General features: G+C 72.9%; 20 protein-coding genes. 9 read left to right on the top strand and 11 right to left on the bottom strand.

Annotated features, from left to right (window positions below; translation table 11 throughout):
- Nucleotides 1–44: 44 nt before the first annotated feature.
- The 4 genes from secA2 to ACPXBU_RS03575 form a co-directional block, all read right to left on the bottom strand.
- Nucleotides 45–2,336, bottom strand: a complete 2,292-nt coding sequence (gene secA2, locus ACPXBU_RS03590) for an accessory Sec system translocase SecA2 (protein ID WP_425756373.1) — start codon at nt 2,334–2,336, stop codon at nt 45–47.
- Nucleotides 2,337–2,410: 74 nt separating this feature from the next.
- Nucleotides 2,411–4,216: an ABC transporter ATP-binding protein gene (locus tag ACPXBU_RS03585; protein WP_425756371.1), complete on the bottom strand. Its 1,806-nt coding sequence runs from the start codon at nt 4,214–4,216 to the stop codon at nt 2,411–2,413.
- A 55-nt stretch (nt 4,217–4,271) separates the two neighbouring features.
- Nucleotides 4,272–5,360, bottom strand: a complete 1,089-nt coding sequence (locus ACPXBU_RS03580) for a zinc-binding dehydrogenase (RefSeq protein ID WP_393373336.1) — start codon at nt 5,358–5,360, stop codon at nt 4,272–4,274.
- Nucleotides 5,353–6,363 (bottom strand): Gfo/Idh/MocA family protein, encoded by a 1,011-nt coding sequence (locus ACPXBU_RS03575; RefSeq protein WP_425756369.1) that lies wholly within the window; start codon nt 6,361–6,363, stop codon nt 5,353–5,355. Before ACPXBU_RS03575 ends, ACPXBU_RS03580 begins: the two co-directional genes overlap by 8 nt.
- Nucleotides 6,364–6,590: 227 nt before the next feature.
- Here ACPXBU_RS03575 and ACPXBU_RS03570 point away from each other — a divergent pair, with 227 nt between their 5' ends.
- From ACPXBU_RS03570 to ctaD, 5 genes are all read left to right on the top strand, one after another.
- Nucleotides 6,591–7,574 carry a glucosyl-3-phosphoglycerate synthase gene (locus ACPXBU_RS03570; protein WP_425756699.1) on the top strand — a complete coding sequence of 328 codons (984 nt, stop codon included), beginning with the start codon at nt 6,591–6,593 and terminating at the stop codon, nt 7,572–7,574.
- Between the two features lie 76 nt (nt 7,575–7,650).
- Complete coding sequence (locus ACPXBU_RS03565) at nt 7,651–8,808, top strand: glycosyltransferase (protein WP_425756367.1); 1,158 nt, start codon at nt 7,651–7,653, stop codon at nt 8,806–8,808.
- Nucleotides 8,809–8,923: 115 nt separating this feature from the next.
- Nucleotides 8,924–9,382 (top strand): DUF4383 domain-containing protein, encoded by a 459-nt coding sequence (locus ACPXBU_RS03560; RefSeq protein ID WP_393373328.1) that lies wholly within the window; start codon nt 8,924–8,926, stop codon nt 9,380–9,382.
- Nucleotides 9,383–9,493: 111 nt separating this feature from the next.
- The gene (locus ACPXBU_RS03555) at nt 9,494–10,222 is read left to right on the top strand and encodes an STAS domain-containing protein (RefSeq protein WP_425756365.1); all 729 of its coding nucleotides are present in this window, start codon (nt 9,494–9,496) and stop codon (nt 10,220–10,222) included.
- Nucleotides 10,223–10,346: 124 nt separating this feature from the next.
- Nucleotides 10,347–12,338: an aa3-type cytochrome oxidase subunit I gene (gene ctaD, locus ACPXBU_RS03550; protein WP_393373323.1), complete on the top strand. Its 1,992-nt coding sequence runs from the start codon at nt 10,347–10,349 to the stop codon at nt 12,336–12,338.
- Between the two features lie 118 nt (nt 12,339–12,456).
- Here the strand turns inward: ctaD and ACPXBU_RS03545 are convergent, their stop codons facing one another.
- Complete coding sequence (locus ACPXBU_RS03545) at nt 12,457–13,605, bottom strand: SigB/SigF/SigG family RNA polymerase sigma factor (RefSeq protein WP_425756363.1); 1,149 nt, start codon at nt 13,603–13,605, stop codon at nt 12,457–12,459.
- A 223-nt stretch (nt 13,606–13,828) separates the two neighbouring features.
- Nucleotides 13,829–15,271 (bottom strand): hypothetical protein, encoded by a 1,443-nt coding sequence (locus ACPXBU_RS03540; protein WP_393373319.1) that lies wholly within the window; start codon nt 15,269–15,271, stop codon nt 13,829–13,831.
- Between the two features lie 179 nt (nt 15,272–15,450).
- Between ACPXBU_RS03540 and ACPXBU_RS03535 the strand changes: the two genes are divergently transcribed.
- Complete coding sequence (locus ACPXBU_RS03535) at nt 15,451–15,681, top strand: CDGSH iron-sulfur domain-containing protein (RefSeq protein WP_357524679.1); 231 nt, start codon at nt 15,451–15,453, stop codon at nt 15,679–15,681.
- Between the two features lie 247 nt (nt 15,682–15,928).
- Here the strand turns inward: ACPXBU_RS03535 and ACPXBU_RS03530 are convergent, their stop codons facing one another.
- The 3 genes from ACPXBU_RS03530 to ACPXBU_RS03520 are packed head-to-tail and all read right to left on the bottom strand — an operon-like array spanning nt 15,929 to nt 19,947.
- Nucleotides 15,929–17,026: an iron-containing redox enzyme family protein gene (locus ACPXBU_RS03530; RefSeq protein WP_425756360.1), complete on the bottom strand. Its 1,098-nt coding sequence runs from the start codon at nt 17,024–17,026 to the stop codon at nt 15,929–15,931.
- Between the two features lie 49 nt (nt 17,027–17,075).
- On the bottom strand, nt 17,076–18,830 hold the full coding sequence (locus ACPXBU_RS03525) for a thiamine pyrophosphate-binding protein (protein ID WP_425756359.1): 1,755 nt from the start codon (nt 18,828–18,830) through the stop codon (nt 17,076–17,078).
- Nucleotides 18,823–19,947, bottom strand: coding sequence for a Vms1/Ankzf1 family peptidyl-tRNA hydrolase (locus ACPXBU_RS03520; RefSeq protein WP_425756357.1), 1,125 nt, complete (start codon nt 19,945–19,947; stop codon nt 18,823–18,825). Before ACPXBU_RS03520 ends, ACPXBU_RS03525 begins: the two co-directional genes overlap by 8 nt.
- A gap of 142 nt (nt 19,948–20,089) precedes the next feature.
- Between ACPXBU_RS03520 and ACPXBU_RS03515 the strand changes: the two genes are divergently transcribed.
- Entirely contained in the window at nt 20,090–20,638 is a 549-nt protein-coding gene (locus ACPXBU_RS03515) for a hypothetical protein (protein ID WP_425756355.1), read from the top strand.
- 63 nt (nt 20,639–20,701) lie between these two features.
- Here the strand turns inward: ACPXBU_RS03515 and ACPXBU_RS03510 are convergent, their stop codons facing one another.
- Nucleotides 20,702–21,046: a DUF3817 domain-containing protein gene (locus tag ACPXBU_RS03510; RefSeq protein WP_425756697.1), complete on the bottom strand. Its 345-nt coding sequence runs from the start codon at nt 21,044–21,046 to the stop codon at nt 20,702–20,704.
- A 171-nt stretch (nt 21,047–21,217) separates the two neighbouring features.
- Here ACPXBU_RS03510 and ACPXBU_RS03505 point away from each other — a divergent pair, with 171 nt between their 5' ends.
- The gene (locus tag ACPXBU_RS03505) at nt 21,218–22,696 is read left to right on the top strand and encodes a glutamate--cysteine ligase (protein WP_425756353.1); all 1,479 of its coding nucleotides are present in this window, start codon (nt 21,218–21,220) and stop codon (nt 22,694–22,696) included.
- Between the two features lie 54 nt (nt 22,697–22,750).
- Here ACPXBU_RS03505 and ACPXBU_RS03500 read toward each other — a convergent pair whose 3' ends face one another.
- Complete coding sequence (locus ACPXBU_RS03500; RefSeq protein ID WP_393373306.1) at nt 22,751–23,137, bottom strand: DUF2267 domain-containing protein; 387 nt, start codon at nt 23,135–23,137, stop codon at nt 22,751–22,753.
- A 366-nt stretch (nt 23,138–23,503) separates the two neighbouring features.
- On the opposite strand from ACPXBU_RS03500, the gene ACPXBU_RS03495 reads away from it, so the two are divergent.
- Nucleotides 23,504–24,544, top strand: a complete 1,041-nt coding sequence (locus ACPXBU_RS03495) for a S66 peptidase family protein (protein ID WP_393373303.1) — start codon at nt 23,504–23,506, stop codon at nt 24,542–24,544.
- Nucleotides 24,545–24,564 lie beyond the last annotated feature (20 nt).

Here is a 24,564-nt window from a genome sequence, read left to right as displayed (position 1 = left end):
CCCTGCCACCCGGACGCGCGGTGACAGGGGCCCGACTGCGGACGTCAGCGCGAGGCGCCGCTGAGTCGCCTACCGATCGAGGCGATCAACCTGTCGAGTTCCGAACCGAACGGGTTGTCGTGCACCAGGTAGGTCCAGGTGGCGGTGGGCCGGACCAGGGTGCCGTCGTCGGGCTGCCAGTCCTCGTCGAATTCGGTCTCGTTGAAGGTGGCGATGGTGCGGGCCTCGATCTCCGGAACGAGGTCGTTGAACGCCGGCACGGCGGCCCGGTGGAACTCGTCGAGCGGGTCGAGGCGGCCCAGCGCGCGCAGGTGCACGCCCTCGCGGACCTCCGACAGCTCGGCCAGGTGCTCGGCCCAGAGCCGGTCCAGGTGGTAGAGCGCGATCGACCGGGCCGCCTTGGCGAGCAGGTCCTCGTCCATCTCGCCGGCCTTCTCGGGCTCCTTCTCCAGCAGCATCACCGCGGCCACGTCGCTGGTCAGCAGCCGCTCCCGCCGTGCGGCGAGGGCCTTGCGCTGCTGCTCGATCACCACGCTGTAGCGCCAGGTGTTGCGGTGGATCTCGTGGTTGACGCCCTCGGCGACCCGCTGGGCGTGCTCCACCGCGTAGTCCACCTGCTCGTCGGTGACCAGGCCGTCGGCGTTCATCCGCGGCGACGGCGGAACCGCGTCGGCGGCGTGCCGGACGACCAGGTCGTCCTCCAGGCTGACGAGGAAGACCGAGCCGCCCGGGTCGCCCTGCCGGCCGGCCCGACCGCGCAACTGGTCGTCCACCCGGCGGCTGTCGTGTCGGCCGCTGCCGATCACGTAGAGCCCACCCAGCTCGGTGACCCGCTCCTGGTCGCTCTGGTCGCTGCCGCCGAGCCGGATGTCGACGCCGCGGCCGGCCATCTGGGTGGAGACGGTCACCGCACCGTACGCGCCGGCCTCGGCGATGATCGCCGCTTCCTCGTCGTCATTCTTGGCGTTCAGCACCACGCAGGGCACCCCGGCCGCGTTGAGCCCGGCGGCCAGGCTCTCGGACTCCTTGACGTCGAGCGTGCCGATCAGCATCGGACGCCCCTTGGCGTGCCAGCGCTGGATCTCGTCGATCAGCGCCTCGTCCCGCTCCGCCCGGGTGGCGTAGATGCGGTCCGGCTCGTCCTCGCGGATGCACGGGGTGTTCGGCGGGATCACCGCGACCTCGAGGTCGAAGAACTCCCGCAACTGGTCGCCGACCAGCACGGCCGTGGCGGTCATCCCGCAGACCTTCGGGTAGAGCGCGATGTACGCCTGCACGGCGATCGTGCCGAGCACCTCGCCCTCGGCGGTGGCGTCCAGGCCCTCCTTGGCCTCGACCGCGGCCTGGAGCCCGTCCGGCCAGCGGCGGCGCTGGGCCACCCGGCCGCGCATCTCGTCGACCAGCTCGACCGAACCGTCCCGGACGATGTAATCCACGTCACGGTTGAGCAGGGCGTGCGCGTGCAGCGCCACGTGGACCGCGGAGAGCTGGGTGACGTGCTCCTCGTCGTACAGGTCGATGCCGAGCTTGGCCTCGACGGCGGCCAGGCCGGCGGAGGTGAACGCCACGCTGCGCCCGTCCTCGGCGACCGTGTAGTGCTTGCCCTTCCGCAGCCCGCGGACCAGCGCGGCGGCGGCGTGCACCGGGTCCTGCTCGCCCGGCACCGCGCCGGCGAGGACCATCGGCACCCGGGCCTCGTCGATCATGATCGAGTCGGCCTCGTCGACGATGGCGGTGCTCAGCGCCGGCTGCACCCGGTCGTCGACGTCGGTGACGAGCTGGTCGCGCAGATAGTCGAAGCCGGCCTCGCTGACCGAGACGTAGGTGACGTCGCAGGCGTACGCGTCGCGCCGCTCCTGCGGGGTGGAGGCCTCGTTGACCCAGCCCACGGTCAGGCCGAGCAGGGTGTAGACCGGCTCCATCCACTGGGCGTCGCGGCGGGCCAGGTAGTCGTTGATGGTGAGCACGTGGACCGGCCCGTTGCCGAGCCGGACGTGCCCGTACGCGGCGATCGTGGCGGTCAGCGTCTTGCCCTCACCGGTGGCCATCTCGGCGACCTTGCCGGAGAGCAGCGCCATCGCGCCGAGCAGCTGCACGTCGTACGGCCGCTGGTCGAGGCCCCGCCGGGCGGCCTCACGGCCGACGGCGCAGATCTCCTCGTAGCCGACGGCGGCGCCCGCGGCCTCGGTCAACTCGGCGTCGTCGAGCGCGGCCAGGTCATCCTCGCGCGCCTCGATCGTCGGCAGCAGCTTCTCCAGCGGAGCAAGATCCACGGTCGAGCCGGGGCGCTGGAGGAACCGCCGGAACTTGCTCTTGAACCGTTGCGACACACCCATGAGCGGCAACGGTACGCGATTCGAAGCGGCTTGCGCGGCCCGGCCGCCGGCAAGTTGACTCCGATCCGACGGTGTCAGCCGACGAGCAGCTGATGGGCTGCGAATTCCCGGTAGAGCGGGTCGGTGGCGGCCAGCTCGGCGTGGGTGCCGACGGCCACCACCCGACCGCCGTCGAGGACGACGATCTGGTCGGCGTCGACCACCGTGGCGAGCCGGTGCGCCACGATCAACAGGGTGCGACGGACGGCCACCGCGTCGATGGCGCGGCGCAGCGCGACCTCGTTGCGCGAGTCGAGGTTGCTCGTCGGCTCGTCGAGCAGCAGCACCGGCGGGCTGGCGAGCAGCGCGCGGGCGATGGCCAGCCGCTGCCGCTCACCCCCGGAGAGCAGCACCCCACCCTCGCCCACCTGGACGTCCAGGCCCTCGGCGGTGCGGTCCGCCAGGTGGCTCAGGTTGACCTCGTCGAGGACCCCGCGCAACCTGTCGTCGGTGGCGTCGGGGGTGGTGATCAGGAGGTTCTCCCGCAGCGTGCCGGCCAACACGGGGGCCTCCTGCTCCACGTAGCCGAGCCGGGCGCGCAGCGCGTCGCGGGGCAGGTCCCGCACGTCGCTGCCGTCGATCCGGACCGCCCCGGCGCTCACCTCGTAGAAGCGCTCGACGAGCGCGAGCAGCGTCGACTTGCCGGCGCCCGAGGGCCCGACCAGCGCGGTACGGGTGCCGGCGGGCACCGCGAAGCTGACCTCGCGCAGCACCGGCTCGCCGCCCGGGTAGCCGAACCCCACCCGGTCGAACTCGATCATGGGGGCGGGGACGCGCGGGGTCGCCGTCACGACGGCCGACGCCGGCTGGTCCGCCGCGCCCTCCGCCGGCACGGCCAGGATCTCCTCGATCCGCTGCAGGGCGCCCAGGCCGGACTGCAACTGGGTGTACGCCCGCAGCACCTGGGCCAGCGGCAGGGCCAGGAAGAACAGGTACATGACGAAGGCGACCAGGTCACCCACGGTGATCGCCCCGGCGGCCACCCGAGCGCCGCCGATGGCGAGCACCAGCAGGAACGCGCCCTGCACGGTGAGCGAGCCGATCGGCCCGATCAGCGACTGCACCCGGGCCACCCGCAGCCCCGCCTCGTACGCCTCCCGGGCGCTGCCGGTGACGGCCTCCGTCTCCCGGGCCTCGGCCCGGCTGGCCCGGATGGTCCGGGCCGCCGAGATGGCCCGCTCCACCGCCGAGGTCATCTCCCCGATCCGCTCCTGGGCGGTGCGGGCCAACGCCCGGACCCGCCGGGCGAAGGTGGCCGCGAAGCCCAACCCGAGCCCCACCCCGAGCAGGGTGACGCCGAACAGCAGCGGGTCGAGCAGCACCATGGCGGTGCCGGCACCGACCACCATCACCGTTCCGGTGACCGTCTCGAAGAGCCCGGCGGTGACGACCGCCCGCAGCAGGGTGGTGTCCGAGCCGACCCGGGAGAGCAGGTCACCGGTGCGCCTGCTGTCGTATTCGGCGATGGGCAACCGCAGCAGGTGCCCGGCCAGCCGCCGCCGGGTGCCCAGCACCAGCCCTTCGGCGGTGCGTTGCAGGAGATAGTCGCGCAGCCCGCCGATCGCCGCGGCGAGCACCACGAGGGACACCAGCACCGCCACCAGGTCGGAGACCGACTCGTCGGCGCTGATCCGGTCGAGCACCGACCGGGTGAGCAGCGGTTGGGCCAGCGACGCCGCCGCGCCGACGAGCGACAGCACACCCACCACGACCAGGGTGCCGCGATGCTCCCGCAGGTACGGCAGCATCGCGGTCAGACCGGCCGGGCGACCCCCGGCGGTGCCACCGGCCGACCGGTCCGTCGAGGTGCCACCGGCCGACCGGTGCGTTGAGGCGCTCATCCCGCGAACGGTAACCGGCCCGGTCACCCCGCGGTGCCCGGTCCGGCGCGGCCGCTCAGGTGGAGAGCACCACCTGTAGCTCCTGGCGGCGACGCTCGGCCAGGTCGGTGAGCAGGGTCGGCGCCTCGTCGAACGGCACCACCGCGGAGACGACGTGCTTACGGATCACGTCTCCGTAGGCGCGGAGCAGATCGACGGTCTCGGCGGAGAGCCGCTCCCGGTCCCAGGTGGGGGCGAGTCCGCGCGGCACCCGGCCGATCTGCGCGCAGCGCAGCGACAGGCCGTTGTGGTGGAACTCCTCACCGAGCCGGACCGCGTCCGCCCCGCCCTGGTAGAAGGCGAGGTCGATGACGGTGCCCTGGGGCCGCAGCAGCCGCAGGGCGAGTTGCAACGCCCACGCCTGCCCCCGGCACTGGAACACCACGTCGGCGCCCCGGTCGCCGGCGGTGTGCGCCCACCGGGTCTTGAGCACGACCGCCGGGTCGTCCGCGTCCGGGTCGAGGGTCTCCAGACCGAGCGCCTCGGCGATCTGCCGGCGGTGCGGGGTGGGGTCGAGCACCACCACCGAGGCAGCGCCGTTGCGTCGGGCGAACAGCGCCGTCAGCAGCGCCACCACTCCCGCGCCGACCACGGCGACGCGCCGGCCGCGGACCCCGTCGCCGAGCGCGCGCACGTCGACGCCGTGCAGGTCGGCGGCGGCGTGCAGCAGGCCGTTGGCGCAGATCGGGCCCATGTGCGCGACGTAGACGCCGAGCAGCGGGTCCAGGTCGTCGGGCAGCTCCACGAACCGCTCGGCGACCGGGTCGGCCAGCCAGCCGGTGCGGTGCCCGTAGGTCATCGCGCCGACCGTGCCCACCGCGACGGCCGGGGTTTCGCTCTCCACCACCCGGCCGACCTGCATGTAGCCCAGTCGGGTCACCGGGTACGGCGTGCTCGCCGCTCCCGGTTGGAACAGCCCCAGGTCGGCGTTCCAGGTGACGTTGAGGTAGGGGTTGGTGCCCTTGACGTAGCTCAGCTCGGTGCCGGCCGAGACGCCGCTGAACAGCGTCTCGACCCGGAACGTGCCGGGGCGCAGCGGGGCGGCGTCCTGCTCCACCAGCTCCACGCGGCCCGGGCCGGTGACCACCACGACCGTGTCACGCATCGACGGTCACCCCCGTGCCGACGGCCGCCGGCAGGCCCGGGGCGGCGAGTCGGACGGTCGCGCCGGTACGGGCCGAGTCGGCCACCGCGAGGGCCAGCCGTTGGGTGGCCAGGGCCTCGGCGTACGGGACGCGCACGTCGTCGCCGACGCCCCGGACGGCGTCGACGAAGGCGCGGTCCACCGCCACCCGGGCGGCGTCCGGGTCGGCGGGGACGTGTCGTTCCCCGTCGGCGTCCCGGATCGACAGGCCGTCCTCGCTCAGCGCCAGGGCCAGCCCGTCGGCGAGGATCTCCAGGCCGGCGCGGTGCTTCCAGCCCAGCACGCAGGCGGCGCTGAGTGTGCCGACCGCGCCGTCGGCGAAGCGCAGGGCGGCGGTGGTCACCGAGTCGATGTCGGCGCCGTCGACAGGCGGCGGGGTGCCGTTGCCGTACGCGGTGACCTCGGTGACCTCCCCCGCCAGCACGCGGATCAGGTCGAGCACGTGCGCGGCCTGCTCGACCACCGGGCCACCGGAGCGGTCCCGCCGCGACCACCACGCCACCGGCGGCACCTTGTCCAGCCAGGCGCCGCTGACCATCCGCACCGGACGGTCGGCGAGCAGTTCGCGGGCCTCGTCGAGCACCGTCAGGTAACGCCAGTGGTGGCCGACGGCGGTACGCAGCCCGCTGCGGGCGACCAGGTCGGCGATCCGCTCGGCGGTACTCAGGTCGACCGATACGGGTTTTTCCACGAACATCGGCACGCCGGCCTCGATCACGGCTTCCTCCGCCGGACCGTGCGCGAACGGCGGCACACAGATGTAGACCGCGTCCGGGCCGGTGGCCAGTACCTCGGCGACGTCGGCGCAGGCTCGCCCGCCGTGCCGCCCGACCAGCGCGGACGCCGCCTCCGGTGTGACGTCGGTGACAGCTACCAGCTCGACGTCGTCGAAGCCGGCCAGCACCCGCGCGTGCCGTTGTGCCACTCCACCGGCTCCGACCAGACCCACCCGGCATACACGCATTCGACATCCCTTCGAAGACCTTTCATCCTGCGCCGGGAGCAGTCCCCTGGGGTGCGCGCAATCAAACGTTCATCACCTGGGAACGCTGACATGTCACCTTTGTGATCAAGCTGTTGCCAGGAAAGCGGTTAGAGCGTGATGCCGAATGGGAACAACTACTTTCGGTTTTTCCACGCACGAACGGAGGGGTGCCCGTGCGGGATACGACAGCGAACGTGTCACCGGTGGTGGAGGCCTGGGCCACGTACCGGACGACGTCGGCGGGGGATTGGCCGGCACGTCGGCTGCTGCGTGCCAAGGGAGCGACGCGGGTCAGTGTGGTGTTGCCGGCCCGCAACGAGGAGGCCACCGTCGGCGCGATCGTGTCGACAATCCGGGAGCACCTGATGGATCGGGTCGCCCTGGTCGACGAGTTGATCGTGGTGGATTCCCGGTCGACCGACCGGACCGCGCAGGTGGCCCGCGCCGCCGGCGCGGAGGTGGTCAGCCAGGACGCGATGACCCGGGGGCTGCCCCGACTGGCCGGCAAGGGCGACGCGCTCTGGGCCGGTCTGGCCGCCGCCGAGGGTGACGTGGTGGCATTTATCGACGCCGATCTGCGGGAGTTTCGCCCGCACTTCGTCAGCGGGCTGCTCGGCCCGCTGCTGACCGACCCGTCGGTCGATTTCGTGAAGGGCTTCTATCACCGCCCACTGGTGGGCGCCGCCAACCTGGAGCAGGACGGCGGAGGCCGGGTGACCGAGCTGATGGCCCGGCCGCTGCTCAACCTGTTCTGGCCCGAGCTGGCCGGCTTCGTGCAGCCGCTCGCCGGCGAGTACGCGGGCCGCCGGGACGTGTTGGCCCGGGTGCCGTTCGTCTCCGGGTACGGGGTGGAGACGGCCATGATGATCGACCTGCTCGACCTGGTCGGCCTGGACGCGATGGCGCAGGTCGACCTCGGTGAGCGCAAGCACCGGCACCAGGACACGGCCGCCCTCGGCCGGATGTCCGCGCAGATCATGCTGACCGCCTGGTCCCGCTTGCAGCGGCGTGGCTGGGCGACCCCCGGGCTGACGCCGGAGGCGTTGCTGACGCAGTTCCGTCGCGGTGGCTCCGACACGCTGCCCAACCTCGACCGCGAGATCGTGGTCAGCGACGTGTCCATCGAGGAGCGCCCACCACTGGCCGAGCTGCGCCACCGGGTGCCCCGTCGCCGGGTGGCCGCCGCGTGAGCGCGAGGAGCGAGCCGATCGTGCGAGCCCCGCAGTCGGGGACCGGAAGCGCAGCCGCCGGGAAGGGACGGGCACGATGAGCCTGACCGTGCTGATGAACGCCGGCCCGTGGCTGTCCGTGCCGCCGCCCGGTTACGGCGGCATCGAGAACGTGATCGCCACGCTGGTGCCGGAGCTGCGGCGACTCGGCGTACGGGTGGTGCTCGCCTCGGTGGGCAGCAGCACCCTGCCGGTGGACGAACAGGTGTCGGTCTTCGCCGACGGGCAGTTCGCCGCGTTGCAGCGGCCGTACAACCAGGTCTGCGGGATCGCCCAGGCGCACCTGGCCGGGGTGGTACGGGAGCTGCACTCCCGCGACGACATCGACCTGGTGCACGACCACGTGGAGGCGGTCGGGCTGGCCACTCTCGCGGCGATGGGACCGGCCGGCCCGCCGACCCTGCACACCCTGCACTGGGACCTGGCCAAGCATCCGGCGCTCTACGGCGCCCTGGACGGCGGCGACCGGGTCCGGGTCAACGGCGTCTCCGCGTCGCAGCTGGCCCGCGCGCCGCTGGCGTTGCGGGAGCACTCGGTGGGCCACGTGCACCTGTCCACCCCGCTCGCCGTCGACGCCGACCGGCGGCCCCGACCCGAGAAGGGCGAGCACCTGCTCATCCTGGGCCGGATCAACCCGGGCAAGGGGCAGGACGTGGGTGCCCGACTCGCGCACCGCGTCGGTTTCCCGCTGGTCCTGGCGGGGCCGGTCGGCCCGTATCACCGGCCCGCCGATCTCGCCGCGGCCGGCGACGAGGCCCGGCAGAACCCGGACGTGCGCTTCTTCCTCGACGAGGTGGCGCCCCACGTCGACGGCGACCTGGTCCGCTGGGTCGGCACCGTGGCCGGTCAGGAGCGCGACGACCTGCTCGCCAGCGCCCGCGCGTCGCTGTTCCCGCTGCGCTGGGAGGAGCCGGGCGGCACGGCGGTCGTCGAGTCGCTGGCCCTGGGCACGCCTGTGGTGGCCACCGCCCGGGGCTGCCTGCCGGAGCTGATCGAGCACGGCCGCACCGGGCTGCTCACCACCGACGAGGAGGAGCTGGGCGACCTCGTACTCGGAGCCGACCTGCTCGACCCCGACGAGTGCCGGCGGGTCGCCGCGCAGCGGTTCACCCCCGCGGTGATGGCGCAGCGCTACGTCGAGCTGTACGAGCGGGTCCGCCACCTGGCCACCGCACCGAGGCTGCTCCCCGCCTGACCGCCGACCAGACCAGACCAGCGCAGCGACCCGGCACGGCCGGCGACCCGGTTTGGCGGGGGCGGCAGCGGGTAGGCCCGCAGCCTCATGCCCGCCGCGCAGCAAGGAGCCGGTGATGGTCGGTCCGATGGCGCACTCCCGGGCGCGCCCCAACCCGGCCGACGGCAGGCCGCCGGTGCGTCGCGCCGCGGCCTCGGCGGGGGTGCTGTTCCTGCTTGTCGGCGCGCTCGGCTTCGTGCCGGGGATCACCAGCGGCATGGACGCCCTACGCTTCGCCGGCCACGGCTCGGGGGCGTACCTGTTCGGCGTCTTCCAGGTGTCGGTGCTGCACAACCTCGTACACCTGGCCTTCGGGGTGGCCGGTCTGGTGCTGGCCCGGACGGTCAGCGGCGCCCGGACGTTCCTGATCGGCGGCGGCGCCGTCTACCTGGTGTTGTGGTTGTACGGGCTGGCGGTGGACCACGACACCGGGGCGAACGTCCTGCCGGTCAACGACGCCGACGGCTGGCTGCACCTCGGGCTCGGCGCCGGCCTGATCGCGCTGGGGATCGGCACCGGCCGGCACCGTTCGTGACCTGCCCGTTTCGCGGCGTGACCTGGCTCGCCTCGCGGCCGATTCCGTTTGGCGCGGGACGGCGTCGGGTAGTTGGCAGATCCCGACCCACGAAGCGAAGCGAGGGCGCCGATGTCCAGCCGGATCACCTGCGACGTGCGCACCACGGCACCGGTGGCGGTCGTCCGGCTCAGTGGCGCACTGGACCTGGGCACCATGCGCTCGGTGCACCAGGCGCTCAACGGCGCTCTCGTCGAACAGACCGAGGCGCTCGTGGTCGACATGGCCGAGGTCGACGTTCGCGACCGGCTGGCGCTGTCGGTCTTCGCCGCGACCGCGCGCCGGGCCGAGGAGTGGCCGTCCGTGCCGGTCGTGCTCTGCTCCCCGACGCCGTTGGCCGCGCGGTGGCTGGCCGAGTCGACCACCTGCCGGGTGGTCCCGACGTCGCCGGACTGCGCCGAGGCGACCCGGGTGGCCGGCACGTCGTCCACGTTGCGGATGCGGGCCCGGCTGGAGCCGGTGGCCGGGGCCTGCCGTCGGGCCCGGGACCTGGTGACCGACGCCTGCGCGCGGTGGAACCTGCCGGACGCGTCCGGCCCGGCCGCGTTGGTGCTCAGCGAACTGGTCGGCAACGTGGTCCGGCACGCCGGCACGCCGATGCAGGTGACGGTGACCCTGCGCCGGCCGTACCTGCACCTCGCCGTGGTGGACGGCAGCAGCGCCCAGGCCCGGGCGGGCGGGACGGATCTGCACGCCGAGGGTGGGCGGGGCCTGCTGCTGGTACGGGAGCTGACCCAGCGCTGGGGCAGCGTGCCGGCCGGTCCGGGCAAGGCCGTCTGGGCGATGCTGCCGGCGACCTGAGCGTTCGAGGTGCTCGCGCCGGTACTGGCGATCTGACCGAAATTCCCGCTCTGGGCTGGTTACATGGTGCACGGGTCGGGTAGGCACGCCCGTCCTTTCTGCCGTCACGACGGGGTGAGCAGCCATGCCCAAGCGGGTAACCACGGAACCCGGTCGCGATCGGGGCCCGGCGATCCTGGCGCCGGCCCGCTTCGGGGGGTTCCCCGGAGCGGTACGAGCACCGGTCCCCGGCAGCTCGTTGATCAAATTTCTCGCGACCACCGACCACAAACAGATCGGCCTGCTGTATCTGCTGACGTCCTTCGGGTTCTTCCTGCTGGCCGGGCTGCAGGCGATGCTGATGCGCGCCGAGCTGGCCCGCCCGGGGATGCAGTTCCTCTCCTCCGAGCAGTACAACCAGCTCTTCACCTCGCACGGCGCGGTGATGCTGCTGCTGTTCGCCACGCCGGCGGCGTTCGGGTTCGCCAACTTCATCGTGCCGATCCAGATCGGCGCACCGGACGTGTCGTTCCCCCGCCTCAACGCGCTGGCCTACTGGCTGTACCTGTTCGGTGGGCTGATGGTGGTCGGCGGGTTCCTCGCCCCCGGCGGCTCGGCGGACTTCGGGTGGACCGCGTACAACCCACTGAGCAGCGTCGAGAACAGCCCCGGGGTGGGCGCGAACATGTGGGTGCTCGGCCTGGTCGTCTCCGGGCTCGGCACCATCCTCGGCGCGGTCAACCTGATCACCACGATCCTCACCCTGCGCGCGCCCGGGATGACCATGTTCCGGATGCCGATCTTCACCTGGAACATGCTGTTCACGAGCGTGCTGGTGATCCTCGTCTTCCCGCTGCTGGCCGCCGCGCTGCTGGCGCTGTCCGCCGACCGGCTGCTCAACGCGCACGTGTACGACGCGGCCACCGGCGGCCCGATGCTCTGGCAGCACCTGTTCTGGTTCTTCGGCCACCCCGAGGTGTACATCATCGCGTTGCCGTTCTTCGGCATCATCACCGAGATCATCCCGGTCTTCTCCCGCAAGCCGCTCTTCGGCTACACCGGGATCGTGCTGGCCACCATCGCGATCACCGTGCTGTCCATGACGGTCTGGGCGCACCACATGTTCGCCACCGGCCAGGTGCTGCTGCCGTTCTTCAGCATCCTGAGCTACCTGATCGCCGTGCCCACCGGCGTGAAGTTCTTCAACTGGATCGGCACCATGTGGAAGGGGCAGCTCACCTTCGAGACGCCGATGCTGTTCGCCATCGGCTTCCTGGTCACCTTCCTGCTCGGCGGCCTCACCGGCGTGCTGCTGGCCAGCCCGCCGGTCGACTGGCACACCCACGACAGCTACTTCGTGGTGGCGCACTTCCACTACGTGGTCTTCGGCACCGTGGTCTTCGCCCTCTTCGGCGGCTACTACTTCTGGTGGCCGAAGATGACCGGGCGGCTGCTCGACGAGCGGCTCGGCAAGGCGCACTTCTGGACGATGTTCATCGGCTTCCACGGCACCTTCCTGGTGCACCACTGGCTGGGCGCCGAGGGCATGCCGCGCCGGTACGCCGACTACCTGCCCAGCGACGGCTTCACCACGCTGAACACGATCTCCAGCATCTTCGCGTTCATCCTTGGCCTGTCCACGTTGTTCTTCATCTACAACGCGTGGAAGTCCTGGCGGTACGGGGCGGTGGTGACTGTCGACGACCCGTGGGGCTTCGGCAACTCCCTCGAATGGGCGACCAGCTGCCCGCCGCCGCTGCGCAACTTCGACCGGATGCCCCGGATCCGCTCCGAGCGCCCCGCCTTCGACCTGAAGTACGGCCCGCTCGTCGCCGACCTGGGCCGGGACCTGCCGCAGCGCACCACGAAGCCGCCGCAGCACTTCGCCGAGGAGCTGCGGACGGAGCACCACACGCCGGAGTCGCCGGCCGCCGAGGGCGCGCACGGCGCCCGGGACGCGACCGACTTCCAGCCGGCGCCGCGGTCCGGCGCCCGGCCGGTGGACGTGCCGGAGCCCGAGGGCGTCCGTCGGCCGAGCTTCGAGCAGAGCGACGCGCCCAAGGACGCCGAGGACGCGCCGAAGCCGCACGAACGCTGGCGGCACCCGCACAGCGACGGCAACCCCGAAAACCACTGATCGGCGTACGCGCGCAGGGCCGACACCCGATGGTGTCGGCCCTCGTCGTGTCGGTCGGTGCGCGCGTGCCGCCCCGATCTCGCGGGACGGGAGGGAGCCGCCGCGCCAGTGGCGTGGCTCAGTCCCGCACGGGTGCCAGGCCGGCGGCGGTGAGCGAGCGGCGTACCGCGGGTTGGACCCGGGTCAGCCGCAGCGGTACGCCGGTCCGCTCCGCCGCCTCGTGCCCGGCCATCAGCGCGGCGATCCCCCCGGCGTCGAACCCACCCGCGCCGACCAGGTCGACGACCACCTCGCTGGGCTGGCCGGTGACCGCCTCCAGCATGGCCCGGCGCAACTGGTCCGCGCCGTCGCGGTCGATCTCGCCGCCGACCTCGACCACCACGCGGTCGCCGTTCTGCTTCACCGAGATCCGGGTCTTGCCCGGGTCCGGTTCGGCGGCGCCGTTCTGCCAGGGCGGCGGCGCGTCGGCGAGCATCGCCTGACGCAGCCAGGTCAGCGCCCGCGACAGCAGCCGGGACACGTGCATCTGCGAGATGCCGAACCGGGCGGCGATCTCGGCCTGGGTCTGGTTGCCGTAGAAGCGCATCGCCAGGATGCGCCGCTCACGCCAGGGCAGTCGGTGCAAAAGGCCGCTCACCGTGACCCGGTCGTCGACCGACTCCAGGGCGTTGTCCGACTCGCCGACCAGGTCGCCGAACTCCGCGGAGCTCTCACCACCCACCGGGGCGTTGAGCGAGGCAGGGCTGTAGCCGGCCGCCGACTCCAGCGCGGCGAGGATCTCCTCCTGCGGCGTCTCCAGGCGGGCCGACAGTTCGGCCACCGACGGCGCCCGGGACAGTTCGCTCGTCAGCGCGGCGGTGGCCTGTCCGACCTCGAGGATCAGGTCCCGCAGTCGGCGGGGCACGTGCACGCCCCAGGTGCGGTCCCGGAAATGGCGTTTGATCTCCCCCACGATGGTGATCGCGGCGTACGCCGTGAACGAGCCCCGTTCCGGGTCATACCTGTCGACGGCGTTGACCAGCCCCAGCCGGGCGACCTGTTCCAGGTCCTCCAGCGGCTCCCCACGACCCCGGTACCGGCGGGCCAGCCGCCCGGCGAACGGCAGCGCGAAGCGCACCAGGTCGTCGCGGGCCTCCCCCCGCCGCTCCGGCGGAAGCCCGGCGATCCGGGCCGCGTACGCCAGTGCCGCCGCGTCGAGGTCCTCCAGACCTCGGTCGTTGGGTGGTGGTGGTGGTGTGGTCGTGGTCGTGCTCGTCTGTCCGAACATCCGCGCCTCCCTCAGGAAGGTCCCCCGCCCGGATCGGGAAACCGGTCGTGCGCGTGGTCGAGCCACGCACCGGGCCGGAAAAGTGGGTAAGTGACTGGGATGCCAGCGGGCAACACCGCGTCTACGCAGCGCAATCAGGCCGTCGCAGCCAGCGATGTTCCCGCTCCGTAGGTACTCAATCACGGGACCCCGGGTTCGCGAGGAAGTTTCGGCGTGCTCCGCCTCAGGAGACCAGCAACCCCTGGTGGCCGCCGCTGTCGCGGAGCACGGCCAGCGCCTCTGCGGCCCCCAGCGGGGGCGGCACGGGCAGGTCGTACGGCTGGGCCCGCAGCACCTCGGTGGCCCGACGGGTCGGCACCGAGGTGACCGGGTAGCCCCGGGCGGCGGTCCGATCCAACGCCCGACGGCGCCGCCCGAACCCGGCCACCGCCAGCCACTGCGGCAGCCCGGCCAGCGCCGGTGAGCGCATCCCGGGAGGCTCGGGCAGCACGTCCACGGAGGTGAACGCCTCGCTGCCGGCCAGCCACCACTCGGCCTCGTCGACGCTGCGCCGGGTGGCGTTCTCACACCAGTACGGCACCAGCCCCGCCCGCACCACCTGCCACGGGTCGAGCAGCCGGCCGCACTCCACCACCAACCGGTCACCGGTCTTGCCGGCGCCGCGCAGCCACCGCCGGTACAGGTCGGCCACGCCCGCGCTCAGCGCACCCGGCCGGGGCGCCAACACCCGGTGCAGCGGGTGTTGGTGCTGGGCGGTCCAGTTCCGCACGGCCGGTTCGAAGGCCGGGTCGACGTCGTACTCGGCGTAGCCCGACGGGACGGAGACCGCCGGTGGCTCCCAGCGGGCCGCGTCGCCGCCGACGGAGCGCAGCACCTGCCGCAGCGCGTGGCTGTCCGGGTGGAAGTCGACCGGGTCCAGCCCGCTGGCCGGGCAGCCGACCTGGAAACTGTGGCCGGGACCGTGCTCCAGCACCGGCCAGGTGCGCGCGTCGCGGACCAGCAGCACGGGGGCGCCCGGGAGCAGCCGGTCGGCCAGAAACTGCGCGTACGCGGCCGGCAGGGCCCGCCACGCGGCGGTCAGCGACACCGTGGCCCCGGTCAGCGGGCCCCGGCTGGCCGGGCAGTGCACCTGACGCAGGTGCAGGTCGGCGTTGCCGGCGAGCAGCCGGGCGGCGAGTGTCGCGCCGTGCTCGAGCGCGTCCGCCGGGCGGTCCACCGCGCCGTCGGACCAGTGCACGGACATCTCGAAGCCGGCCGGCAACCACGGCACGCCGAGGGCCACCGCGAGGTGTGCCGTCGCGCCGTGCGGCGAGCCGATCAGCACCCCGGGGTAGCGCCGGCGGGGATACTGGTCGACGAACCAGCGGGCCACCCGGGCGGCGTCCACCTCGTCGACCTGGGCCACGGTGAGCGCGACCCGACCGGCGGCGCGGGTGACCGCGGCGCGGCGTACCGGCTCCGGCGCGCCCGGGAAGCGCGACGTCGGCCCGGTGTGCCCGAGGTCGGCGCAGTCCACCCCGCGCAACGCCCGGGCGGTGGCGGCGACCAACACCCGGGCGGCGCTGCCCTCGGCCACGACCCGGTCGCCGGCGAGACCGGCGCCATCGGCCGTGAGCCCCTTGTGCACCTTGTGCACCGGCCCCACCTTGCCTCGTTCGCTCACCACGCGGCCCGGCTTCCCGTACCGATGGGGTTCAAACGGGGCATCACCCACCCGGCAGTACATTCCGCTGGTCAGCGGGGTGCGCCGGTCATCACCGCCGTTCGGCGACGATCCGCCGGAGTCGCCTCTTCGACGGCGGTCGGCACGGGTTTCGGTAGGGTCAGGGCGGGCACTTCCGGGCCATGCGCACCGACGACACGAGCGAATCAGCCGCCGCCACGATCACCCCGTACGAGGACGGACCGCTGCTGGTCCGGGGCGACTTCGCGCTCGTCACGCCGGACGGCGAGCACATCGACGCGCGCCGGGGCACCGTGGCGTTGTGCAGGTGCGGCAAGTCGGCGCTCAAACCGTTCTGCGACGGCACCCACAAGGCGATCAACTTCCGCGCCGGGACCACCCGCGAGGGGTGACCCCAGGCCGTCGCGTCCCGCAGCGAGAGCGCGCGGGAACGGGCCGTACCCATCTTCACGCCCCCTTTGCTTTGCACCCGTCCGCGCACCACGCACGCTCCGTGACTGGCGCGCGGACGGGTGCAGAGCAAAGGGGGCAAGCAACCCACCTGGCAGGCCCGCGACCCACACGCCCGCGGTCAATCCCCGCCGGCCCCATCCGCGTCCGGCGAGCCCTTCGACTTCCGGACGTGCCGAGCCCGTCGGATCAGACGAGCGCGGGCGGGGCCGGCGGAGCGACCGCGGGCAACGCGGTGAGCGAGACGGTCGGCGGAACGGTGGGCGGGGCGGGTGACCGCAGGGAGCTGCGGCCGGCGGCCCAGCTGTCCAGCAGGTGTCCGGCGAACAACCGGTCCACCGCGAGCCCGGCGGCCGCCCCGAAGAGCACGTCGGGGGCGAGGGCCGGTTCGACGCGGATCAGGCCGCCGCACATGTCGTGGGCGGCGATCTGCTCGTGGACCGCGTCGGCCTCGACGTGCTCGTCGTAGAAGCGGGTGGCCACCTCGTCGAGGCCGAGCCGGCGTAGCCCGTTGCCGTAGCGGCGGTTCGGCAGCGAGGAGGTCATCTCGAACGCGGCCAGGTGCCCCAGCAGCGCGCCGCGCCACCGCCGGTGCAGCCCGAACAGCGACATCAGGTTGTTGGTCGCCAGCGTCACCGCGGGTGCCGCGTCCAGGTGTGCGCCGTACGCGGTGTCCAGCCCCAGTCGTTCGAGGGTGCTCCGGAACAGCTCGGCGTGCATCCGGTCCAGCCGGCCGTTGCCGTACTCGTCGGTCTGGATCTCCACGAGGGCGGCCTTGGCCGGCCCGCCGAGGCGGGGCAGCGCCCAACTGTGTGGGTCCGCCTCGCGCAGGTGGTAGACGGAGCGGTGGGTGACGAACTCGCGGAACTGGGAGAGGTCGGCGCGGCGTTGCAGCGTCGCGGCCAGCGGCGGGCCGTCGTCGGCCGCGACCACCTCGGCCAGGCCGGCCGCCACCCCGGCGGCCGGCACCCGCGGCGCGCCGACCAGCCGGCGCAGCGCCGCCTCGAAGGGCCGTTCGGCTTCGGCTCGCAGCGCGAGCAGCGTCGGCTGCCACTCCCACGCCTCGTCCACCCCGCACCAACCCCGGTAGTGCAGCTCGTAGCAGAGGAACAGGGTGAGCTGAAGGTCCTCGTCCGTGATCGCGTCGACGGGATCGAGGTCGGCGCCGAGGCCCGCCGGCAGGTCGTGCGGCGGGCGACGGAAGGCGTCGAGCACCGCGGCGGAGACCGGGCCGCGCGACCGGGGCAGGGTCGCCGGACCGTAACGGCGGTCAGCGGGCTCGGACATGGGACCTCCAGCGTCGTCGGGCCGCTACTGATGCCCTGGCCGAGAGCGGTTAAACGAGGTCATCGGCGTTCGCGGTGACCTCCACCTGCTCCCGAACCTTCCGGGCCGGAGCGCCATCGGCGTACAGGCCCCGCAGGTCGGCGAACGCCGGCTCCGGCGGCGCCAGCGACACCATCGGGTCGACGACCGCCTCCAGGACGCAGGGACGGTCCGCGGCGAGGGCCTCGTCCCAGGCCGCGCCGACCAACTCCGGACGGTCCACCCGCACACCGTGCAGGCCCAGCAGGCGGGCCCAACCGGCGTACGGCACGTCGGGGCGGCGGTGGGCCGGGTCGGACGACGGCTGCCGCCCGCCACCCATGCCGTTCTGGTCGCGGTTGTTGAGCACCAGCACCACCAGCCGAGGATCGGACCACCGCTGCCAGTGGTGCGACACGGTGATCAGCTCGGCCAGCCCGTTGAGCTGCATCGCCCCGTCGCCGACAAGCGCGATCACCGGTTGGTCGGGGGCGGCCAGCTTGGCGGCCACCGCGTACGGCAGCGCACAGCCCATCGAGCCCAGGGTGCCGCAGAGCTGCGCGTTCACCCCCGGCGGCAGGGTGAGGTGCCGGGCGTACCAGTAGAGGACCGAGCCGACGTCGACCGCGACCGCCCCGGCGCTCGGCAGGCGGGCCGACAGCTCCTGGAGGACGAGTTGCGGGTTGACCGGGTCGGCGGGCGCGGCCACCCGCTCGGCGGCGACCTGCCGCCACCGGTCCACCGAGCTCTCCACGGTGGCGCGCCACCCCTGGTCGGATCGACCACGAAGCCGGGTCAGCAACGCCCGCAACGTCTCGGCGGCGTCGCCGACCAGCGGCACGTCGGCCGGGTAGCGGGTGCCGATCCGGCGGCCGTCGATGTCGATCTGCACCGTACGGGCCTGCTCGGGCATCGGGAAGTAGTCGGTCCACGGGTCGTTGGTGCCGACCATCAGCAGGGTGTCGCAGCCACCCATCAGCTCGGCGGCGGCCGGGGTGCCGACCTCGCCGAGCACCCCGGTGTGAAACGGCAGCCGCTCGTCGAGCACCGGCTTGCCCAGCAGTGAGCTGGCCACCCCGGCGCCGAGCCGGTCGGCGACCTCGACGATCTCGGTGGCCGCGTCCCGCCCGCCCTGTCCCACCAGGATCGCGACGCGCTGGCCGCCACCGAGCAGTTGCGCGGCGGCGTCGAGGTCCGCCTCGTGCGGCAGCACCCGGGCCAGCGGCTCACCGGGGGTGGCCGAGACCACCCCGACGGCGGACGCCTGCACGTCGGGCACCACCGCCTCCTGCAACTCCCGGGGCAGCACGACGCAGGTCGGGCTGCGGGTCGCCGCCGCCGTCCGGAACGCCTGGTCCAGCAGCGCGGCCACGTCCTCGGGGTTGCGGCCGTAGCGGACGAACTGGTTGCACACGTCGCCGAAGAGCCGGCTCAACCCGATCTCCTGGTGCGCGCCCCCGAGCGGCCCGGAGATGTCCTCCCCGACGATCGCCACCACCGGCTTGCTGTCCAGCTTGGCGTCGTAGAGGCCGTTGAGCAGTTGGACGGCGCTGGGCCCCTGGGTGGCGAGGCAGACCCCGATGCCGCCGGTGAACTTGGCGTGCCCGGTGGCCATGAACGAGGCGGTCTCCTCGTGCCGGGCCGGGACGAACGCCGGTTCGCCGCCGGCGCGGTCCAACGCCTCGACAAGCGGGGCGATCGCCTCGCCCGGATAGCCGAAGGCGCGGGGCACCCGCCAGGCCAGGAGCCGCTCCACCACGAGATCCGCCACCCGGCGCTCAGCCATTGCCGCGCCCCGGTGTGCTGGGGTCGACGTAGCGCAGCACCGCGCCGACGCCGTCGGTGAGCTCGGGAGCCTCCTCCGGGCCCAGCACGGTCAGTGCCGCGTCGGTGCCGACCAGGGCGCGGACCAGCGCGGCGTCGGCGCGTACCCGCTGGGGTTCGGCCACCGACATCGCGGCCAACTGCCCCGCGTCGACGGCGATCTCGGTGGGCTCCGATCCGATCCACAGCTCGCCGTCGGCCGACGGGTCGTCCACGATGATCATGGTGTCGACCTGGTTGCGTTGCAGGGCCGAGACGACCGCGTCGAGGCCGGCGCCCACGTCCTCCTGCACCCCGAACCGGTCCAGGGCGGCGCTGATCCGCTGGTCGGCGACCTCGGCGATGGTCTGCACGGTGAGGTCGTCGAGCATCGTCTGGTCGGCGCCGCCGGCCCGCGACCCGGCATCGGTACGGACCACCAGGTCCTGCCAGCGCTCCGGCATCTGGGCGGCGATCATGCCGGTGGCCCGGACGTCACCGGCGACCACCACGACGTCCGCGCCGACCCGGTCGGCCAGCTGCACCGTCGCGGCGGTGACGTCACCGGCATTCTGGTGCCAGGCCTCCATGGCGGCCCGCTGGTAGCGCGACTGGGACCAGCCACCGGGCTTCGTCCGCCGCAGCGGGAACTCGTCCCGCCCGGCGACGTGCGCCCGCCGGGGCACCCCGCCGGCGCTGACCGCCATCGCATCCGCGCCCAGGCGGTCGGCGATCACCCGTACCCAGGCCACCTGTTCGCCCCGTTGGGCGAGCAGCGGCATCACGTGCGGCAGCGGCGCGAAACTGGCCAGGTCACGCAGTGGTGGCGCGGACAGGTACTCGGAGAGCACCACCCGCCCGTGACTCGCGAAGACCGCGAGACCGTAGTCCCCGACCATCGGGTCGTGGCCACGGATCACCCGGTCCAACGCGGCGATGCTCGCCTCGTCCGCGCCCTGTTCGGTCAGGCGACGTTCCAGGGCACGCCAGCGCAGGTCCAGCGCGGGATGGGCGTCCTCCGTGTCGGCGGAGGCGTCCAGGTACACCGAGCACCACGGCCCGGGACGGTCGTAGAGCGGGCGCAGGAAGGACAGCTGCATGCTCGACCCCTTTCCAGCTCGGCCCCCCGCTTACCCCTGTCGCCCGGGATGTCACCTCGCAGCCGTGAGCCCGTGACCAGGTTTCATTCACGTCGTTCAACCCAGGACGTCGATACGATCTGTGCACACAAGCGGACTCTCGGTGGTGGGAATGGACAGCGGACTCGAAAGCCGACGGATCGTGCACCCGACGGAGAAGATCGTCACCGGGCGGTTGGTACGCCTGCTCGACGGCTACACCCGCGAGGTGCGCATCGGTCAGCCGGTGCTGGTGGCGGTGCTCGCCGCGGCGGCGTTCGCCCGGCTACCCGCCCTGCTGCTGCGCTCGCTGTTCTCCTTCGGCGGTGGCGGCACCCGCCGGCGGTGGAAGGAGCTGAAGCAGGGCCCGGAGTACCTGGTCGTCCCGGTGCGCCTGCGCGACACCGCCGGCCAGCTCTGCGAGGTGGAGCTGCACGGGCACCTGCCGCAGAGCGCCCTGCACCCGGCGGACCAGGTGCAGCTCACCCTGCGCCCGCAACGCGACCCGGAGCTGCCGCCGCGCATCGAGCGGATCGTCAACCTCACCACCGGGCAGTTGCTCACCCCGCGTACCGCGACGCTCTGGTCGCACCTCGGTCCGCCGCTGCTGTTGCAGGCGTTCCTGGGCGCGCTGCTGGTCGCCGGCGTCACGGCCTGCTCCGCACTGACCTGACCGCGAGGCCGGCGGGCCCTCGGGACCGGTCGGCGGTTCGGCCAGCCCAGGCGGCGTCGCGGGTCAGCCGACCGGGGCGGCGTCGCGGGTCGGCCGGCCGGCGGCGACGGTGTCGAGCATGCCGCGGCGGCGGGCCCAGCGCTCGAAGACCAGGGTGGCGAACGGCGGCACGGCGCAGGCCAGCGCCACGACGGTGGCCAGCAGGCTCCACCGGCGCAGGCGGGCCACCGCGAGCACCAGCAGGACGTACGCGACGAACAGGCCGCCGTGGATCGGCCCGAAGATCTTGACACCCAGCTCGTTCTCCGGCGGCCCGTACTTGACGAGCATGCCGATCAGCAGGGCCAGCCAGGAGTAGGCCTCGGCGATCGCCGCCGCAACGAACAGCCGGGTCACCTTGTCGCGCATCGCCACGCCTCCACCTCTCGGGCGGCAATGGTATCGGTGCGGGCACGCCGCCACTTTCACCGGGACAGGGATCACCGGACCCGTCAGTGGGTAGGAAAGGAGCCTCAGGTATTCCCCTGCCCGACGAGGACGTGCGAGGTTAGGGGGACCAGCGGTGACAGGGTGGTGACGATGGGCGAGGACGTCGGCGTACGAACCTTCAGTCGAGAGGATCGGGCCCGCTACCGCGACAAGGTCCGCCGCTGCCTGGATGTCTTCGCCGAGATGCTGCGCGAGTCGCGCTTCGACGTCGACCGGCCGATGACCGGCGTGGAGATCGAGCTGAACCTGGTCGACGAGGCGTCGAACCCGGCGATGCGCAACGCCGACGTGCTGGCGGCCATCGCCGATGAGAGCTTCCAGACCGAGCTGGGCCAGTTCAACGTCGAGATCAACGTGCCGCCACGGCGACTGACCGGCACCGGCACGGCGGACTTCGAGGAGTACGTCCGGGCCAGCCTGAACGCCGCCGAGGTCAAGGCGCGGGCGATCGGCGCGCACATGGTCATGATCGGGATCCTGCCGACGCTGCGCCCCGAGCACCTGACCGCCGAGACGCTCTCCGCCAACCCGCGCTACAAGCTGCTCAACGAGCAGATCTTCGCGGCGCGCGGTGAGGATCTGCCGATCGCCATCAGTGGCGTCGAACGCCTGGCGGTCACCGCCGACACGATCACCCCGGAGGCGGCCTGCACCAGCACCCAGTTCCACCTACAGGTCAGCCCGCCCCAGTTCGCCGACTACTGGAACGCCGCCCAGGCGGTCGCCGGCATCCAGGTCGCCGTCGGCGCGAACTCGCCGCTGTTCTTCGGCCGGGAGCTGTGGCGCGAGACCCGCATCCCCCTGTTCCAGCAGGCCACCGACACCCGGTCGGAGGAGATCAAAGCCCAGGGGGTACGACCCCGGGTCTGGTTCGGCGAACGCTGGATCACGAGCGTGTTCGACCTTTTCGAGGAGAACGTGCGCTACTTCCCGGCGCTGCTGCCGGTCTGCGACCAGGAGGACCCGGCGCAGGCCCTCGCGGCCGGTGAGGTGCCCAATCTCGCCGAGCTGCGCCTGCACAACGGCACCGTCTACCGGTGGAACCGCCCGGTGTACGACGTGTCCCGGGGCCGACCGCATCTTCGGGTGGAAAATCGGGTGCTGCCCGCCGGTCCGACCGTGCTGGACACCATCGCCAACGGCGCGTTCTACTTCGGACTGGTCCGCGCCCTGGCCGAGTCCGACCGGCCACTGTGGTCGCAGATGTCGTTCAGCGCCGCCGAGGAGAACTTCACCAACTGCGCCCGGCACGGCATCGACGCGCAGGTGTTCTGGCCCGGCCTGGGCTATCTGCCCGTCACCGAGCTGGTGCTGCGCCGGCTGCTGCCGATGGCACACCACGGCCTGGACCGGTGGGGGCTCGACCCGGGTGAACGCGACCGGCTGCTCGGCATCATCGAGCAGCGCTGCCTGACCAGCCGCAACGGCGCGACCTGGCAGGTGGAGACGCTGCACCGGTTGGAGTCCGCCGACCACCTGGACCGGCCGGAGGCACTACGGGAGGTGGTCCGCCACTACGTCGACCTGATGCACAGCAACCGGCCGGTGCACGAGTGGCCGATCCCGTAGGCGCCCCGGGTCGACCCGACCGCCGGGCTCGACGACCCGGTGATCCGCCGGGGCTCAGCCTCGCGGGGTGGGCACACCGAAGAGATCGGTGATGCCGCCGGGGAGCTGGGCGAGCAGGTCGTGTCGCTCGTCGTCGTCGAGCGCCTCGGCGACGGTACGCAACACCGCCTGGGCGTGTTGACGCACGTGGTCCGCGTTCGCGACCTGTTCGCGGTCCCCGACGTTCTTCAGGAACTCGCCGACGTCCCACCGGCGGCCCTGCGGATTGCGGGTGACCGACCCGTTCAACCGGTCCGGTAGCTGTGCCGCCAGGTTGTCGGCCTCCTGCCCGGCGAGCCGTTCACCGAGCACGGACAGGACGGCCTGTACGGAGCGCACCGCCTCGTTCTCACCGAGGCCCGCTCGCTGTCGTACCGTGGAAATCATCTGCTCGTACTCCATGACCCGCTCCTTTGCTTCTCCCCGAACTTCCGTCGGGGCTGCCTGCGGACGAACGGGGCGAGTTCCCAGGCTCCCTGGCCACAAACGGGGTCACGCGCGGATCTGGACTTTCCTGCCCGGAACGGGCGGCGGCCTCAGAAAGCCCCAGTCCCATCGGGTTGCCGGCCGAGCCGGGTCGGGCCGTGCGGGAGCCCGCCCGCTGGCATCGGGGCACCATTCGCCGGGGTGGACGGCATCCCCTGTGGACCCTGCGCGGCATTCATGAGTGTCGTAGGCTGTGGCGGCTCGCATATCGTCTGATCACGACGGGGGATGCAGGTGGCCACTTCTGGACCAGACCCAGCTTCGACGCAGAGGTCCCCGCGGGTGCCCCTGACCCGTCGGCACATGCTGCGGGCGGGAGCGGCGGCCGTCGGCGGCGCGGTGCTCGCCGGCGGGTTGGAGGCCGGACCCGCGCAGGCCGCGCCGGAGGCCGCGAAGCGTGTGCTGCGGGCGCCGGCGCTGGCGCCCGGCGATCGGGTCCGGGTCGTGTCGCCCGGCAGCACCCCCGACCCCACGAACATGGCCCGCGGCATCGAGATCCTGCGCGGTTGGGGCCTGGAGGTCGAGCTGGGCACGCACGTCTTCGCCAAGTACGGCTATCTGGCCGGCACCGACGCGCAGCGGCTGGCCGACCTCAACGCCGCGCTCAACGACCCGGGGATCCGTGCGGTCTTCGCCGCCCGTGGCGGTTACGGCACCCAGCGGATCGTCGACGATCTCGACGTCTCCGGTCTGCGCCGGGACCCGCGGGTGGTCGTCGGCTTCAGTGACATCACCAGCATCCACGGCAAGCTCTGGCGCGAGGTCGGCCTGGTCACCTTCTACGGACCGATGGTCAACTGGAGCGACAGCCGCACCGGCCCCGAGTCGGCCGAGGCCCTGCGCCGGGCCGTGATGACGACCGCACCCGTCACGATCGTGCGGGATCCGGCCGAGACGGCAGCCCCCGTGCTGGTGCCCGGCCGGGCGTCGGGGCCGCTGCTGGGCGGCTGCCTCACCCTGCTCTCCACCTCGCTCGGCGCGAGCGACGCCCCGAGGTTCGACGGCGCGATCCTGTTCTTCGAGGACGTGGACGAGGCCCCGTACAGCATCGACATGATGCTGACCGAGCTGCGCCGGGTGGGCGTCCTGTCCAGGGTTGCCGGGGTGGTCATCGGCCAGATCACCAACAGTGTCGGCGAACCCGGCGAGTGGGACGCGGCAGCGGTCCTCAAGGACCGCCTGTACGACCTGGGCGTGCCGGTCCTGGGTGGTCTGCGGCTGGGGCACGGCAACGGGCAGCTCACCGTGCCGCTCGGCGCGCGGGCCACGATCGACGCCGAGGCGGGGACCCTGACGGTGGAGCCCGGGGTCCGGCCGCGTTAGCCGGTGGTCCCCGCGCGTCG

Origin of the sequence: Micromonospora sp. DT231, assembly GCF_049847025.1 — a bacterium.
In the GTDB taxonomy this organism is placed as follows: domain Bacteria; phylum Actinomycetota; class Actinomycetes; order Mycobacteriales; family Micromonosporaceae; genus Micromonospora.
This window is presented reverse-complemented; position numbering and strand designations above follow the sequence as displayed.

Coding starts and splice junctions, on each gene's coding strand:
- secA2 (WP_425756373.1), bottom strand. CDS start 2,336: ATGGGTGTGTCGCAACGGTTCAAGAGCAAGTTCCGGCGGTTCCTCCAG.
- ACPXBU_RS03585 (WP_425756371.1), bottom strand. CDS start 4,216: ATGAGCGCCTCAACGCACCGGTCGGCCGGTGGCACCTCGACGGACCGG.
- ACPXBU_RS03580 (WP_393373336.1), bottom strand. CDS start 5,360: ATGCGTGACACGGTCGTGGTGGTCACCGGCCCGGGCCGCGTGGAGCTG.
- ACPXBU_RS03575 (WP_425756369.1), bottom strand. CDS start 6,363: ATGCGTGTATGCCGGGTGGGTCTGGTCGGAGCCGGTGGAGTGGCACAA.
- ACPXBU_RS03565 (WP_425756367.1), top strand. CDS start 7,651: ATGAGCCTGACCGTGCTGATGAACGCCGGCCCGTGGCTGTCCGTGCCG.
- ACPXBU_RS03560 (WP_393373328.1), top strand. CDS start 8,924: ATGGTCGGTCCGATGGCGCACTCCCGGGCGCGCCCCAACCCGGCCGAC.
- ACPXBU_RS03555 (WP_425756365.1), top strand. CDS start 9,494: ATGTCCAGCCGGATCACCTGCGACGTGCGCACCACGGCACCGGTGGCG.
- ctaD (WP_393373323.1), top strand. CDS start 10,347: ATGCCCAAGCGGGTAACCACGGAACCCGGTCGCGATCGGGGCCCGGCG.
- ACPXBU_RS03545 (WP_425756363.1), bottom strand. CDS start 13,605: ATGTTCGGACAGACGAGCACGACCACGACCACACCACCACCACCACCC.
- ACPXBU_RS03535 (WP_357524679.1), top strand. CDS start 15,451: ATGCGCACCGACGACACGAGCGAATCAGCCGCCGCCACGATCACCCCG.
- ACPXBU_RS03530 (WP_425756360.1), bottom strand. CDS start 17,026: ATGTCCGAGCCCGCTGACCGCCGTTACGGTCCGGCGACCCTGCCCCGG.
- ACPXBU_RS03525 (WP_425756359.1), bottom strand. CDS start 18,830: ATGGCTGAGCGCCGGGTGGCGGATCTCGTGGTGGAGCGGCTCCTGGCC.
- ACPXBU_RS03520 (WP_425756357.1), bottom strand. CDS start 19,947: ATGCAGCTGTCCTTCCTGCGCCCGCTCTACGACCGTCCCGGGCCGTGG.
- ACPXBU_RS03510 (WP_425756697.1), bottom strand. CDS start 21,046: ATGCGCGACAAGGTGACCCGGCTGTTCGTTGCGGCGGCGATCGCCGAG.
- ACPXBU_RS03505 (WP_425756353.1), top strand. CDS start 21,218: ATGGGCGAGGACGTCGGCGTACGAACCTTCAGTCGAGAGGATCGGGCC.
- ACPXBU_RS03500 (WP_393373306.1), bottom strand. CDS start 23,137: ATGGAGTACGAGCAGATGATTTCCACGGTACGACAGCGAGCGGGCCTC.